The 14,460-nt window shown below is 61.3% G+C and carries 14 protein-coding genes; 10 read left to right on the top strand and 4 right to left on the bottom strand.

Annotated elements, in window-relative coordinates; translation table 11 throughout:
• The first annotated feature begins 291 nt into the window (after positions 1-291).
• The 4 genes from FIV35_RS04055 to FIV35_RS04040 are packed head-to-tail and all read left to right on the top strand — an operon-like array spanning position 292 to position 4,800.
• Positions 292-1,647 (top strand): M16 family metallopeptidase, encoded by a 1,356-nt coding sequence (locus tag FIV35_RS04055; protein WP_034101292.1) that lies wholly within the window; start codon positions 292-294, stop codon positions 1,645-1,647.
• Positions 1,640-3,130 carry a M16 family metallopeptidase gene (locus FIV35_RS04050; protein WP_034139682.1) on the top strand — a complete coding sequence of 497 codons (1,491 nt, stop codon included), beginning with the start codon at positions 1,640-1,642 and terminating at the stop codon, positions 3,128-3,130. The genes FIV35_RS04055 and FIV35_RS04050 overlap by 8 nt, the downstream gene beginning before the upstream one ends.
• Entirely contained in the window at positions 3,130-3,747 is a 618-nt protein-coding gene (rsmD, locus tag FIV35_RS04045; protein ID WP_034139683.1) for a 16S rRNA (guanine(966)-N(2))-methyltransferase RsmD, read from the top strand. Before FIV35_RS04050 ends, rsmD begins: the two co-directional genes overlap by 1 nt.
• 57 nt (positions 3,748-3,804) lie before the next feature.
• Entirely contained in the window at positions 3,805-4,800 is a 996-nt protein-coding gene (locus FIV35_RS04040; protein ID WP_034139684.1) for a hydrolase, read from the top strand.
• 12 nt (positions 4,801-4,812) lie between these two features.
• On the opposite strand, the gene FIV35_RS04035 is transcribed toward FIV35_RS04040, so the two are convergent.
• Complete coding sequence (locus FIV35_RS04035) at positions 4,813-5,667, bottom strand: sulfurtransferase (protein WP_034139685.1); 855 nt, start codon at positions 5,665-5,667, stop codon at positions 4,813-4,815.
• 33 nt (positions 5,668-5,700) lie between these two features.
• Positions 5,701-6,372, bottom strand: coding sequence for a TetR/AcrR family transcriptional regulator (locus FIV35_RS04030; protein ID WP_034101297.1), 672 nt, complete (start codon positions 6,370-6,372; stop codon positions 5,701-5,703).
• Between the two features lie 146 nt (positions 6,373-6,518).
• Here FIV35_RS04030 and FIV35_RS04025 point away from each other — a divergent pair, with 146 nt between their 5' ends.
• The 5 genes from FIV35_RS04025 to FIV35_RS04005 all read left to right on the top strand — a co-directional run bounded on the left by FIV35_RS04025 (position 6,519) and on the right by FIV35_RS04005 (position 11,090).
• Positions 6,519-7,946 (top strand): coniferyl aldehyde dehydrogenase, encoded by a 1,428-nt coding sequence (locus FIV35_RS04025; RefSeq protein ID WP_034139686.1) that lies wholly within the window; start codon positions 6,519-6,521, stop codon positions 7,944-7,946.
• A gap of 28 nt (positions 7,947-7,974) precedes the next feature.
• Positions 7,975-8,520 carry a hypothetical protein gene (locus FIV35_RS04020; protein WP_034139687.1) on the top strand — a complete coding sequence of 182 codons (546 nt, stop codon included), beginning with the start codon at positions 7,975-7,977 and terminating at the stop codon, positions 8,518-8,520.
• 37 nt (positions 8,521-8,557) lie between these two features.
• Positions 8,558-10,153 carry a GMC family oxidoreductase gene (locus FIV35_RS04015; protein ID WP_034139688.1) on the top strand — a complete coding sequence of 532 codons (1,596 nt, stop codon included), beginning with the start codon at positions 8,558-8,560 and terminating at the stop codon, positions 10,151-10,153.
• 103 nt (positions 10,154-10,256) lie between these two features.
• Entirely contained in the window at positions 10,257-10,736 is a 480-nt protein-coding gene (coaD, locus tag FIV35_RS04010) for a pantetheine-phosphate adenylyltransferase (protein WP_003176711.1), read from the top strand.
• A gap of 102 nt (positions 10,737-10,838) precedes the next feature.
• Positions 10,839-11,090 (top strand): YfhL family 4Fe-4S dicluster ferredoxin, encoded by a 252-nt coding sequence (locus FIV35_RS04005; RefSeq protein ID WP_034101300.1) that lies wholly within the window; start codon positions 10,839-10,841, stop codon positions 11,088-11,090.
• A gap of 121 nt (positions 11,091-11,211) precedes the next feature.
• Here FIV35_RS04005 and mutM read toward each other — a convergent pair whose 3' ends face one another.
• Positions 11,212-12,024 (bottom strand): bifunctional DNA-formamidopyrimidine glycosylase/DNA-(apurinic or apyrimidinic site) lyase, encoded by an 813-nt coding sequence (mutM, locus tag FIV35_RS04000; RefSeq protein ID WP_083377934.1) that lies wholly within the window; start codon positions 12,022-12,024, stop codon positions 11,212-11,214.
• A gap of 21 nt (positions 12,025-12,045) precedes the next feature.
• Positions 12,046-12,858, bottom strand: a complete 813-nt coding sequence (locus FIV35_RS03995) for an HDOD domain-containing protein (protein ID WP_173603591.1) — start codon at positions 12,856-12,858, stop codon at positions 12,046-12,048.
• 266 nt (positions 12,859-13,124) lie between these two features.
• Here FIV35_RS03995 and FIV35_RS03990 point away from each other — a divergent pair, with 266 nt between their 5' ends.
• The gene (locus FIV35_RS03990) at positions 13,125-14,321 is read left to right on the top strand and encodes a class I SAM-dependent rRNA methyltransferase (protein WP_034139691.1); all 1,197 of its coding nucleotides are present in this window, start codon (positions 13,125-13,127) and stop codon (positions 14,319-14,321) included.
• The last annotated feature ends 139 nt before the right edge of the window (positions 14,322-14,460 follow it).

The raw sequence follows: 14,460 nt of genomic DNA, 5'->3' as shown, positions 1-14,460 counted from the left end.
CAGAACAGACTGCTTTAACGCCCGCTTGTTCATGCGCAACATTTTGTAAGGCCAAATAAAGCCTCAGGAAAACGATTCAATACAGGGCTTTAGCGACACAAAATCGGCGAAAAATAGAATAACGTCAGGGAAAACCACTGTTTATTCCATGATTCCTACGGCTGCATACGAGGCGTCGTAAGCACCCCGAGCCTGATAGCCGTGGCCGTCGTTAAATCGGATCAGTATCCTAGCACCTCCTCGCCCGCCGACGCTAAGACCAAGCGGGCCGCCCAACAGGTTAAAAAACGAATGAATGCTCTCGCCCGCCGCGCCGCAGGCCTGCTGTTCAGCACAGTTTGTCTGCCTCTTTCAGCTTTGGCTGCCGATCCACAACCGACCCATGAATTCACCCTCGATAACGGCCTCAAGGTGGTCGTACGCGAAGACCATCGCGCGCCGGTGGTGGTTTCCCAGGTTTGGTACAAGGTCGGCTCAAGCTATGAAACCCCGGGCCAGACCGGTTTGTCCCACGCTCTGGAGCACATGATGTTCAAGGGCAGCGCCAAGGTCGGCCCGGGCGAAGCCTCGCTGATCCTGCGCGACCTCGGCGCCGAAGAAAATGCGTTCACCAGCGACGACTACACCGCCTACTACCAAGTACTGGCCCGCGACCGCCTGGGCGTTGCCTTCGAGTTGGAAGCGGACCGCATGGCCAGCCTGCGCTTGCCGGCCGATGAGTTCAGCCGCGAGATCGAGGTCATCAAGGAAGAGCGCCGTCTGCGTACCGACGACAACCCGATGTCAAAAGCCTTCGAACGCTTCAAGGCGATGGCTTTCCCGGCCAGCGGCTATCACACGCCGACCATCGGCTGGATGGCGGACCTGGAACGCATGAAGGTCGAGGAGCTGCGCCACTGGTACCAATCCTGGTATGTGCCCAACAACGCCACCCTCGTGGTGGTCGGCGACGTGACCCCGGACGAGGTGAAGAACCTGGCCCAGCGCTACTTCGGCCCGATCCCCAAACGTGACGTGCCACCGGCCAAGATCCCCATGGAGCTGGCCGAACCCGGCGAGCGCCTGCTGACAATGCGCGTGCAGACCCAACTGCCAAGCGTAATCCTCGGCTTCAACGTACCCGGCCTCGCCACTGCCGAAGACAAACGCTCGGTGCAGGCCCTGCGCCTGATCTCGGCTCTGCTGGATGGCGGCTATAGCGCGCGTATTTCCGAGCAATTGGAACGTGGTGAAGAGCTGGTATCCGCCGCCTCTACCAATTACGACGCCTATACCCGTGGCGACACCCTGTTCACCCTCTCGGCCACGCCGAACCAGCAGAAGAAAAAGACCATCGCCCAAGCCGAGGCCGGCCTGTGGCGCCTGCTGGACGAATTGAAAGCCAAACCGCCGACCGCTGAAGAACTGGAACGCATCCGTGCCCAGGTCATCGCCGGCCTGGTCTATCAGCGGGACTCCATCACCAGCCAGGCCACGGCCATCGGCTCCCTGGAGACGGTGGGGCTGTCATGGAAACTCATGGACAGCGAACTCGCCGACCTGCAAAGCGTGACCCCGCAAGACATCCAGAAAGCCGCCCGCACCTACTTCACCCGCGAACGTTTGAGCGTCGCCCATGTTCTGCCCGAGGAGACCGCTCATGAGTGATCGCAAAAGCAGCCGTCTGATTCTGCCCGGCCTGATCGCCGTCACCTTGATCGCCGCAAGCGCCGTGTACTTCCTGCGCCCCAGCGAGTCCGTGGCCAGTCAGGCGCTGGATCAAGCGCAATCGGCCAACAAGCTGCAATCCCTGGCAGAACTGGACGGCAAGGCGCCGACCAACCGCAAGCTGGATGTGCAGACCTGGACCACCGCCGAAGGCGCCAAAGTGCTGTTCGTCGAAGCCCATGAACTGCCCATGTTCGACATGCGCATCCTGTTCGCCGCCGGCAGCAGCCAGGACGGCGATGTACCCGGCCTGGCGCTGATGACCAACGCCATGCTTAACGAAGGCGTGCCGGGCAAGGATGTCAGCCAGATCGCCAGTGGTTTTGAAGGCCTGGGTGCCGACTTCGGCAATGGCGCCTACCGCGACATGGCGCTGGTGTCCCTGCGCAGCCTCAGCGACAGTGCCAAGCGCGATGCAGCCCTGGCGCTATTCGATCAGGTGATCGGTCAACCGACTTTCCCGGCCGATTCCCTGGCGCGCATCAAGAACCAGATCCTCGCCGGTTTCGAGTATCAGAAGCAGAACCCCGCCAAACTGGCGAGCCTTGAATTGTTCAAGCGTCTATATGGCAATCATCCGTATGCCCATGCCAGTGAAGGCACGCCAGAAAGCGTGCCGAACATCACCCTGGCGCAGTTGCAGGCCTTTCACGCCAAAGCTTATGCCGCCGGCAATGCGGTGATTGCGGTAGTGGGCGACTTGTCCCGCCCCGAAGCCGAAGCCATGACCGCCAAGGTGTCCGCCTCGCTGCCCAAGGGCCCTGCCCTCCCGAAGATCGCCCAGCCCACCGAGCCCAAGGCCGGCCTGAGCCATATCGAGTTCCCTTCCAAGCAGACTCACCTGCTGTTCGCCCAACTGGGCATCGACCGCGCCGACCCGGACTACGCAGCCTTGTCCCTGGGCAACCAGATCCTCGGTGGCGGCGGTTTCGGCACACGCTTGATGAGCGAAGTACGCGAGAAGCGCGGCCTGACCTATGGCGTGTACTCCGGTTTCTCGCCGATGCAGGTGCGTGGCCCGTTCATGATCAACCTGCAGACCCGCGCCGAAATGAGCGGCGGCACCCTGCGTCTGGTGGAGCAAGTGCTGGCCGATTACCTCAAGACCGGCCCGACCCAGAAGGAGCTGGATGACGCCAAGCGCGAGCTGGCCGGCAGCTTCCCGCTCTCGACCGCGAGCAACGCCGATATCGTCGGCCAGTTGGGGGCGATGGGTTTCTACAACCTGCCGCTGAGCTATCTGGAAGATTTCATGAAACAATCCCAGGCTTTGACCGTAGAGCAGGTCAAGGCTGCGCTGAACAAACACTTGAGCGCCGACAAGATGGTCATCGTGACCGCCGGCCCGACCATTGCGCAGAAGCCACTACCGCCCCCTACTGATAAACCCGCCGAGCAGCCGCTCGGGGTCCCGGAGCATTAATGGCCAGTTCATCTCGCCCGAAAAAACCTGTCCACAACGTACATAACGGTGTGGGCCAACTGCGCATCATTGGCGGTGAGTGGGGCAGCCGCAAGCTGAGCTTCCCCGACGTGGTGGGCCTGCGCCCAACACCGGATCGCGTGCGCGAAACCCTGTTCAACTGGCTCGCGCCGTACATCGGCGGGGCCAAGGTGCTGGACCCATTCGCCGGCAGCGGCGCGTTGTTCCTGGAAGCGTTGTCCCGTGGCGCCGCCCAGGCCCAGGCGCTGGACGCCAGCAACGTCGCGGTGTCCAGCCTCAAGGAGCATCTGGGCACCCTGCGCTGCACCAATGGTCAGGTGCAAACCGCCGACGCCCTGCGCTATCTGGAAACCCAGCCCGCCAGCGAATACGACGTGGTATTCCTCGACCCACCGTTCAACCAGAACCTGTTGCCCGCCGTGTGTGCGCTGCTGGAAGAGCGCCAATGGCTGGCAGCCGATGCGTGGATCTACACTGAAAGCGAAACCGCACCCTCTACCCTGGGCCTGCCTGGCGCATGGCGCCTGCATCGGGAGCAAAAATCCGGGCGGGTGTTTTACGCGTTGTGGCATCGGTTGGTCGAAAGCGGCGCTTAATGCTTTTCAGCACGCGGATTCTTGTGGCGGGCAGGCTCGCCACAGACTGAGAGTTTCATGACACCGACCTCCCACCTGTTCACCCCCGCCTTCGGCCTCGGCAACCCCCACCTGCAAACACTGTGGGGGCCGCTGTTGCGCCCCACAACGCATATTGAGCGCCAACGCGAGCGCCTGTGGCTGGACGACGGCGACTTTCTCGACCTTGACTGGCATGGCCCTCACGACGCACACGTGCCGCTGGTGCTGGTGCTGCATGGGTTGACCGGCTCATCCAACTCCCCCTATGTCGCGGGCTTGCAGAAAGTCCTCGCCGGCCAGGGCTGGGCCAGCGTCGCGCTGAACTGGCGGGGCTGCTCCGGCGAGCCGAACCTATTGGCGCGCAGCTATCACTCCGGCGCCAGCGAAGACCTCGCGGCGACCATTACGCACCTGCGCACCAAGCGACCGTTGGCGCCCTTGTACGCGGTGGGTTACTCGCTGGGGGGCAATGTGTTGCTCAAGCATTTGGGGGAAACGGGGGAAATGTCCGGCTTGCAAGGCGCAGCGGCGGTGTCGGTGCCGTTTCGCCTGGATCAGTGCGCCGATCGCATCGGGTTGGGGTTTTCGCGGGTGTATCAGAAACACTTCATGCGCGAGATGCTGGCGTATATCCGCGTCAAGCAACGCCGCTTCCTACAGGATGGCCAGGTGGAGGGACTGAAAACCCTGGAGGCCCTCGGCTCGCTGGAAAAGATGCATACGTTTTGGGACTTTGACGGCCGGGTCACCGCGCCGCTGCACGGTTTTCTGAGTGCCGAGGATTATTACCGCCGGGCGTCGAGCCGTTACTATCTGGGCGGCATCCGCACCCCAACCCTGATTATCCAGGCCGCCGACGACCCGTTCGTGTTTGCCCATAGCTTGCCTGAGGCCAGCGAGCTATCGGATTGCACCGAGTTTGAGCTAACGACCAAGGGTGGCCATGTGGGCTTTGTCGATGGCTCACTGAAACGCCCCGGCTACTACCTGGAGCGTCGAATCCCCCAATGGCTATTGGCCCAGCACGGCTGAACGAGTGTGCGATCAATCGCCCGTAGCAATCGCCCGCTTCGAATCGGTGATCCACTCGCTCCACGACCCCGCATACAACTTACCCAGTGGATAACCTGCCAGGCTCAGGGCGAACAGGTTGTGGCACGCCGTCACTCCCGAACCGCAATAGGCCACCAGTTCTTCCGGCGAGCGCCCCTGCAACTGCGCAGCGAAGCGTTGCTTGAGTTGTTCGGCCGGCAGAAAGCGCCCGTCGCTGCCGAGGTTTTCATTGAATGCCGCGCACTGCGAGCCGGGAATATGCCCGGCAATTGGGTCGATGGGTTCGACTTCGCCGCGAAAACGCGCGGGTGCGCGAGCATCGATCAAGGTCATGCCCGGCTGGCCCAGGCGTTTTTGCAGGTGTTCGGCGTCCAGCAGCAGATGATTGTCCGGCTGGCCGACAAAGCTCCCCGGCTCGGTTACCGGCACGTCAAGGCTCAATGGGAACCCGGCGCTGTGCCAAGCCTTGAGGCCGCCATCCAGAATGGATACGCCGTCGCGCTTGCCCAGCCAGGCCAGCAGCCACCATGCCCGCGCGGCATAAGCGCCGGGGCCGTCGTCGTACAGCACAACATCGGTGTCGGCACTGATGCCCCAGGCCCGCAGTTGCTCGGCGAAGGTGTCCGCCGCCGGTAAAGGGTGGCGGCCGGTCACGCCTTTTACCACCGGACCGCTGAGGTGGCGCTCAAGATCGGCATATTGCGCGCCCTCGATATGGCCTTCGGCATAGCTGCAACGCCCGTATTCCGGGTCTTCCAGGGCGAAACGGCAATCCAGGATTACCAAACCTCCGGCCTTGCGGCGCTCGGCCAATTGCTGGGGGCTGATCAGTTGGGCAAGCGGCATGGCGGACTCCTGTAAACAGATTCGAGAAAAGGCCTACTTCACTTCTTCCAGTGCCTGATTCAATGGCACGTAAAATTCTTTGAACAGTGCGTCCACCGCGTCTTTCGCCTGGGGCGTGACGAAGCCGGCCTCCAGCACCAGCACCTGATACACCCCGCGCTTGATCGCTTCGGCACTCAGATGGGCAGAATTCTCATTGGTGGTGCACAAAAAACGCACCCAGGACGTGAGGATAATCCAGGCATTCAGGGTCAGGGCTTCGGTTTGCACCGGGTCCATATTGAGAATGCCGGCATCGACAAACCCCTGGTAGATAGCGCCGCCCTGGATCAGGCAACGCTGGGAAAAACGCCGATAGCCAGTGGCCAATTCCGGGTCGCTTTCCAGCAGGTGCTCAAGGTCGCGGTGCAGGAAACGGTAGCGCCACATGCCGGCCAATACGGCTTGCAGGTAGAAACGCTTATCCTCCACCTGCATCGCACGCCCTTGGGGCGGACGCAGGAAACTGTCCACCAGCGCTTCGTACTCGCGAAACAGCACGGCGATGATCGCCTGCTTGTTGGGGAAGTGGTAGTACAGGTTGCCCGGCGAAATTTCCATATGGGCGGCGATATGGTTGGTGCTGATACTGCGCTCGCCCTGCTGGTTAAAAAGCTCCAGGCTGGTTTGCACAATACGCTCGCTGGTCTTTACTCGTGGTGCCATAGGGGATCAGCTTCTATACACGGGATGGAGCATCTTACGGGCTATCCCGGCCTGGATAAATCCATCATGTTGCTGCAATGTTATTTGACAATTTAGAGTAATGACTCTAAAAATCCACGCAGACCAATAACAATCGGTACTGCGCCATGTCTGCCAACGTTGCCTACCTGCAAGATTCTCAGGCACTGGATCAACTCCAGGGTCTGTTCGACGCACAGCAGCGTGCCTACGCTGCCAATCCCATGCCGCCCGCTGCGCAGCGTCAACAATGGCTCAAAGCCCTGCGGGATCTGCTCAGCAATGAACGCCAGGCGTTGATCGATGCGATCAGCCAGGACTTCAGCCACCGCAGTGCCGACGAAACCCTCTTCGCCGAACTGATGCCCAGCCTGCATGGCATTCACTACGCCAGCAAACACCTCAAGCGTTGGATGAAACCCTCCCGACGCGCCGTAGGCATTGCCTTCCAACCGGCGTCAGCCAAAATCATCTATCAGCCGCTGGGGGTCGTTGGCGTCATCGTGCCGTGGAACTACCCGCTGTACCTGGCCATCGGCCCGTTGGTCGGCGCGTTGGCGGCCGGTAACCGGGTCATGCTCAAGCTCAGTGAATCCACGCCGGCCACCGGGCAATTGCTCAAGACGTTGCTGGCGAGAATTTTCCCCGAAGACCTGGTGTGCGTGGTGCTCGGCGAGGCCGACATGGGTATCGCGTTTTCCCGGCTGCGCTTCGATCACTTGCTCTTCACCGGCGCCACCAGTATCGGCAAGCATGTAATGCGCGCGGCGGCGGAACACCTCACGCCGGTGACCCTGGAACTGGGCGGCAAATCGCCCGCCATCGTTTCCACGGATGTACCGCTCAAGGACGCAGCCGAACGCATCGCCTTCGGCAAAGCGCTGAACGCCGGGCAGACCTGCGTGGCGCCGGATTACGTGCTGGTGCCAGAAGACCGTGTCGAGGGGTTTGTCGAGGCTTACAGCAACGCCGTTCGCGGGTTTTATCCCACGCTGGCCGACAACCCGGACTACACCGCAATTATCAATGAGCGACAACTGGCCAGGCTCAACGCGTACGTCAAGGACGCCACAGACAAGGGCGCCACCCTGATTCCGCTGTACGACCAAGGCCAGGGGCGACGCATGCCTCACAGCCTGCTCCTTAACGTCAGCGACGACATGACCGTGATGCAGGACGAAATCTTCGGCCCGGTGCTGCCGATCGTGCCGTATCGCGGCCTCGATCAGGCGTTTGCCTACATCAACCAACGGCCTCGCCCGCTGGCGCTGTATTACTTCGGCTACAACAAGGGCGAACAACAGCGCGTGCTGCACGAAACCCATTCCGGTGGCGTGTGCCTGAACGACACCCTGCTGCACGTCGCCCAGGACGATATGCCGTTCGGCGGCATCGGCCCCTCGGGCATGGGCCACTACCACGGTCACGAAGGTTTCCTGACGTTCAGCAAGGCCAAGGGGGTGCTGATCAAGCAACGTCTGAACGCGGCGAAGCTGATCTACCCGCCCTACGGCAAGTCCATACAGAAGTTGATCCAGAAGCTGTTCGTCCGCTGATTCCGCCACCTACGGGATAACAACAACAATGAACCCTAGCCTCACGGATTCCCCCGCGCTGTCACGGCGCGGCGTCTTGAAAATCGGCCTGTGCGCCAGTGCCTTCCTGGCCACAGCAGGGCTGGGCGCCAGCCTTACTGGCTGCTCCAGCAGCACTCCGGCCAGCGGCTTTGCCATGCTGCGCAATAGCGATCTGCCGTTTTTGCGCGCGGTGATCCCTGTCTTACTGGAGGGCGTGGCCAGCGCCCAGGCAGTCGCCAGCGGCATCGACGGCACTCTGAAAAAACTCGACTTCAGTCTGCAGCACCTGTCGCCGGAAATGTTCAAGCTCACCCAGCAATTGTTCGACGTGCTGAGCATGGGCCTCACTCGCGGCCCGCTCACCGGAATTTGGGGCAGTTGGGAAAACGCCGGCGCTGAACAGATCCGCCACTTTCTACAGCGCTGGGAAAACAGTTACCTGAACCTGCTGCGCATGGGCCAGGGCTCGCTACTCAAACTGGTGATCATGGCCTGGTACTTCCAGCCGGTGTCCTGGGCCCATTGCGGCTACCCCGGGCCGCCGAAGATCTGATCCGCATCCCCCACAATAAAAACAAGAGACGACCCTGATGCCCGTACCCGATCTGTTCCGCGAAGGCCTGGCCCGTGGCTGGAAAACCCACAATGGCAGCGCCCTCGATCAAGACCTGACCCTGGAAGCCGACGTGGCGATCATCGGCAGCGGCGCTGGGGGCGGCACCACTGCTGAAATTCTCAGCGCGGCCGGTTACAAGGTGCTGCTGATCGAAGAAGGCCCGCTCAAGACCAGCAGCGACTTCAAGTTGCTTGAGGACGAGGCCTACACCAGCCTGTATCAGGAAGGCATTGGCCGCATGAGCAAGGACGGGGCGATCACCATCCTCCAGGGCCGCGCGGTGGGCGGTACGACACTGATCAACTGGACCTCAAGTTTTCGTACACCGGACGCGACCCTTTCCCACTGGGCCAGCGAATATGCGGTCAAGGGCCACAGCAGCGCCGAGATGGCGCCGTGGTTCGAAAAAATGGAGCAACGCCTGGGCATCGCCCCGTGGGCCGTCCCGCCCAACCCCAACAACGATGTGATCCGCAAGGGCTGCGAAAAACTCGGCTACAGCTGGCATGTGATCCCGCGCAACGTGCGTGGCTGCTTTAATTTGGGTTATTGCGGCATGGGCTGCCCGGTCAATGCCAAGCAATCGATGCTGGTCACCACCATCCCCTCCACCTTGGAACACGGCGGGGAGCTGCTCTACCTGGCGCGGGCCGAGCATTTCAAATACCGCGGCGACACCGTCAGCAGCCTGGAATGCATGGCGATGGACGCCCGCTGCGTAGCACCCACAGGGCGCAAAATCACGGTCAACGCCAAACACTATGTACTGGCCGGGGGCGGCATCAACAGCCCGGCGTTGCTAATGCGTTCGGACGCGCCGGACCCACATTCGCGGCTGGGCAAGCGGACATTTTTGCACTTGGTGAATTTCTCCGCGGCGCTGTTCGACGAGGTGATCAACCCGTTCTACGGCGCGCCGCAGTCGATCTACTCCGACCATTTCCAATGGCAGGACGGCACTACCGGTAAAATGTCCTACAAACTCGAAGCGCCACCGCTGCATCCGGCGCTGGCCAGCACTCTGCTGGGCGGCTACGGCACACAGAATGCGCTGGATATGAGCCAGTTGCCCAATACCCACGCGATGCTGGCGTTGCTGCGCGACGGTTTCCACCCTGACAGCCCGGGCGGCAATGTGGAACTGCGCGGCGACGGCACGCCAGTGCTCGACTATCAGGTCTCAGATTACGCCTGGGACGGTCTACGCCGGGCCTTCCAAAGCATGGCCGAGATCCAGTTCGCGGCGGGCGCCAAGTCCGTCAAACCGCTGCATCACGATGCACGCTATGTGAAAACCCTGGCCGAAGCCCGCACGCTGATCGAGGGCCTCAACCTGGAACTGCACCGCACCTGCCTGGGCAGCGCCCATGTGATGGGCGGTTGCGCCATGGGTGAAGACCCCAAAATGGCCGTGACCGACAGCCTTGGCCGTCATCACCAATTGCGCAATCTGTCCATCCACGATGGCTCATTGTTCCCCACCAGCATCGGAGCCAACCCGCAATTGTCGGTGTATGGATTGACCGCGAAACTGGCGACTTCGTTGGCCGAACGTCTGAAAACGGCGTGAAAACACCTAGGATTCACGGCATTTATCTACGTAAGTCGACTTGGCCGACCGGGAAGGCTGCGATACCATCCGGTTCCCCAACGGACTCCGCCAGGACGACGCGATGAACCGAGTGTTGTACCCAGGTACCTTCGACCCGATTACCAAAGGCCATGGCGATCTGGTCGAACGCGCCTCTCGCTTGTTCGACCATGTGATCATCGCGGTCGCTGCCAGCCCCAAGAAAAACCCGCTGTTTCCCCTGGAACAGCGCGTGGAGCTGGCGCGTGAGGTCACCAAGCATTTGCCTAACGTGGAAGTCGTCGGCTTCTCCACGTTGTTGGCGCATTTCGCCAAAGAGCAGAACGCCAATGTATTCCTGCGTGGCCTGCGGGCGGTGTCGGACTTCGAATACGAATTCCAACTGGCCAACATGAACCGCCAACTGGCGCCGGATGTCGAGAGCCTGTTCCTCACGCCGTCGGAGCGTTATTCGTTTATTTCCTCGACATTGGTCCGAGAAATCGCGGCATTGGGCGGGGATATCACCAAGTTCGTGCATCCGGCCGTGGCCGATGCGCTGACGCTGCGCTTCAAGAAGTAATACCGCTCAATCGGCGCCTGCTCGCACTGCGGGCGCCAATGCGGCACAATTGCGCGCATTCGTTTTCAGATGCCTTGGCTGACGGCCCTGGCAGGAGTTTCCATGTCCCTGATCATCACCGACGATTGCATCAATTGCGACGTCTGCGAACCCGAGTGTCCGAACGCTGCAATCTCTCAAGGCGAAGAGATCTACGTGATTGACCCCAACCTCTGCACCCAGTGCGTCGGCCATTACGACGAGCCTCAATGCCAGCAGGTGTGCCCGGTCGATTGCATTCCGCTGGATGAAGCCCATCCGGAGACGCAAGAGCAGTTGATGGATAAGTACCGGAAGATTACCGCTAAGAATTGAGCCTATTTAGTGCCTGTTAGGGCCTTATCGGGGGCAAGCCCCCTCTCACATTTTTTGAATGTATTCACAAACTGTGGGAGTGGGCTTGCCCCCGATAGCGATACCAGCCATCACCCAGCAATCAGCTCTGGCACCTGGGGCAAAACACACTGGCCCGCTGCCCCAGCACCACATTGCGCAGCTCAGTCCCGCAGACCTTGCACGCCTCGCCGCCTCGGCCGTAGACGAACAGTTCCTGCTGGAAGTACCCCGGCTGCCCGTCGCCACCAATGAAATCCCGCAACGTCGTGCCGCCGCGCTCGATGGCCGCCGCCAGCACGCGCTTGATCTCGATCGCGAGCTTTAAATAACGCCCGCGTGAAATGCCGCCGGCCGCGCGACGCGGATCGATCCCCGCCGCAAACAACGCTTCCGTCGCATAGATATTGCCCACACCCACCACCACCGCGTTGTCCATGATGAACGGTTTGACCGCCATGGACTTGCCGCGCGATTGTTGAAACAGGCGCTCGCCGTCGAACAGGTCGGTCAACGGTTCCGGCCCCAGGCGCAGCAGCAGCTCGTGGTTGTGCGGGTCATGGCTCCAGAGCATCGCGCCGAAACGCCGCGGGTCGGTGTAGCGCAGGGCCAGGCCGGATTCGAGTTCGATGTCCACATGCTCATGCTTGGCCGCCGGCATGCCGGTTTCCACCAGACGCAAATTACCGGACATGCCCAAGTGGCTGATCAGGGTGCCCACCTCGGCATTGATCAACAGGTACTTGGCGCGCCGTTCCACCAGCACGATGCGCTGCCCGGACAGGCGCACATCCAGGTCTTCGGGAATCGGCCAGCGCAGGCGCCGCTCGCGCACCACCACACGGCTGACGCGCTGCCCCTCCAGGTGCGGGGCGATCCCGCGTCGGGTGGTTTCGACTTCAGGTAACTCGGGCATGTACGCCTCTTGGGTAATAAATCAGTTCGCGCCCAATTCGCGGATCGACAACTTCATGCTCTCGAAGTCGTAGTCCGACAGGCCCACGTAATCGAGCACCAGGTGGCCGACGGCATTCCACTCATGGTCCACCGACTGGTTGCCCAGCACCCGATAGGACGCGCAGATGTGCTCGGCCATTTTCAGGATCGCCAACAAGTTCTTCAGCGGCGCATTGCGCGAGGACTCATCGCTGAAAACCGCCAGGGCGTTGTGGTGGTTGGCAATCGCGTCGGTCACATGTTCCGGCAAACGCCAGGACTTGGCCGTGTAGTAACCCACCACCGCATGGTTGGTATTGAACGCGTTGTTCTCGGTATCGACCACGCGGCAGTCCGGCCCGGCGTTGGCATAGGCCTCTTCGAGCACCGGCATATAGTTGGGGAACCGTTTGAGCATCAGCGGCACGCCGCAATCGTGGAACAGCCCCAGAGCATAGGCTTCGTCCACCGCCTGAGAACCGGTGCGTTTGGCCACGCTCAGGCTGGTCATGGCCACATCCTGGGCGGTGTCCCAGAAACGGTTGAGGGTGACGATGGTTTCATCGCTCATCTCGCCCCGGATCGACAGAGCGTTGATCAGGTTGATCACCGAACGGCTGCCCAGCAGGTTCACCGCGCGTTGGATCGAGGCGATCTTGTTGCTCAGGCCGTAATGCGCCGAGTTGACGATTTTCAGCAGCGCGCCGGACAGGCCCGGGTCCTGGGAGATCAGCCGCGCGATCACGTCCAGATCCGGATCGGGCATGTACTGCTCCATCTGCAAATCCACCATGATCTGCGGCTGCGGCGGCACGCTGATGCCTTGCAGGGCCTGTTGAATCTGTTCGGCGGTAAGCTCTTGGGACATAAGTACACACTCCGGGCTAGGCCGCGATTCTAACCCCTAAGCAAAGCTGACCGACACCTCAAAAACCCGATCAATGTGAGAGCTGGCTTGCCTGCGATAGCATCGCCGCCGTACGTCAGATACACCGCGCCGCCGGCATCGCAGGCAAGCCAGCTCCCACATGAACCGGCGCGCAAAGGGTATACTCCCGCTCTTTTTTCCGGAGCGACGTCATGTCCCTGCCAAGCCTGCGTCTCAAAGCCAACGCCGATCGTCGTTTGCGCAACGGCCACCTGTGGGTCTACAGCAACGAAATCGACGTGGCCGCCACCCCACTCCACGGCTTCCAGGCAGGCGACCAGGCCATCCTGGAAGCTGCCGGCGGCAAGACCCTGGGCATCGTGGCCATGAGCCCGAACAACCTGATCTGCGCCCGCTTGCTGTCGCGCGACATCAAGTTGCCATTGGACAAGTCGCTGCTGGTGCACCGCCTGAACGTTGCCATGTCCCTGCGTGATCGCCTGTTCGACAAGCCGTTCTACCGCCTGGTCTACGGCGATTCCGACCTGCTGCCGGGCTTGGTGGTCGACCGTTTCGGCGACATTCTGGTGGTGCAAATCGCCTCGGCGACCATGGAAGCCCATAAAGACGACGTGATCGCCGCGCTGACCCAAGTGCTCAAGCCCAGCGGCATCCTGTTCAAGAACGACTCCGCCGCACGCGACGCCGAAGGTCTGAACCGTTACGTCGAAACCGTGTTCGGCCTGGTGCCGGAGTGGGTGGCGCTGGAAGAAAACGGCGTGAAGTTCGAAGCCCCGGTGATCCAGGGCCAGAAAACCGGTTGGTTCTACGACCACCGCATGAACCGCGCCCGTCTGGCGCCGTATGCCAAAGGCAAACGCGTACTGGACCTGTACAGCTACATCGGCGGCTGGGGTGTGCAAGCCGCGGCGTTCGGCGCCAGTGAAGTGTTCTGCGTCGACGCTTCGGCCTTCGCCCTCGACGGCGTGGAGCGCAATGCCGCGCTGAACGGCTTTGCCGAGAAAATGACCTGCATCGAAGGCGACGTCTTTGAAGCGCTCAAGGAGCTCAAAGCCAGCGAAGAGCGCTTCGACGTGATCGTCGCCGACCCACCGGCCTTTATCAAACGCAAAAAAGACATGAAAAACGGCGAAGGCGCTTACCGCCGCCTCAACGAGCAAGCCATGCGCCTGCTCAGCAAGGACGGCATCCTGGTCAGCGCTTCGTGCTCCATGCACCTGCCGGAAGACGACCTGCAAAACATCCTGCTGACCAGCGCACGCCACCTGGACCGCAATATCCAGATGCTGGAACGCGGAGGCCAGGGCCCGGACCATCCGGTGCACCCGGCGATTGCCGAGACGCGGTATATCAAGAGCATTACGTGCCGGTTGTTGCCCAATAGCTGATGCTGGCCTGACCGTTCATTTGTAAACGGCTCATGTGTGGGGGCAGCCGCCCCCACACTTCTTTGCGAAATTTCAGACAACACTGATCGCCCTATGAGGCATTGACCGGGTCTCTCTTCAAATCGATTCTCAGCCCTCA

Source organism: Pseudomonas rhodesiae (assembly GCF_007858255.1).
GTDB classification, from domain to species: domain Bacteria; phylum Pseudomonadota; class Gammaproteobacteria; order Pseudomonadales; family Pseudomonadaceae; genus Aquipseudomonas; species Aquipseudomonas rhodesiae.
The sequence above is the reverse complement of the archived record's forward strand: the minus strand, read 5'-3'. Positions and strand labels throughout refer to the sequence as shown.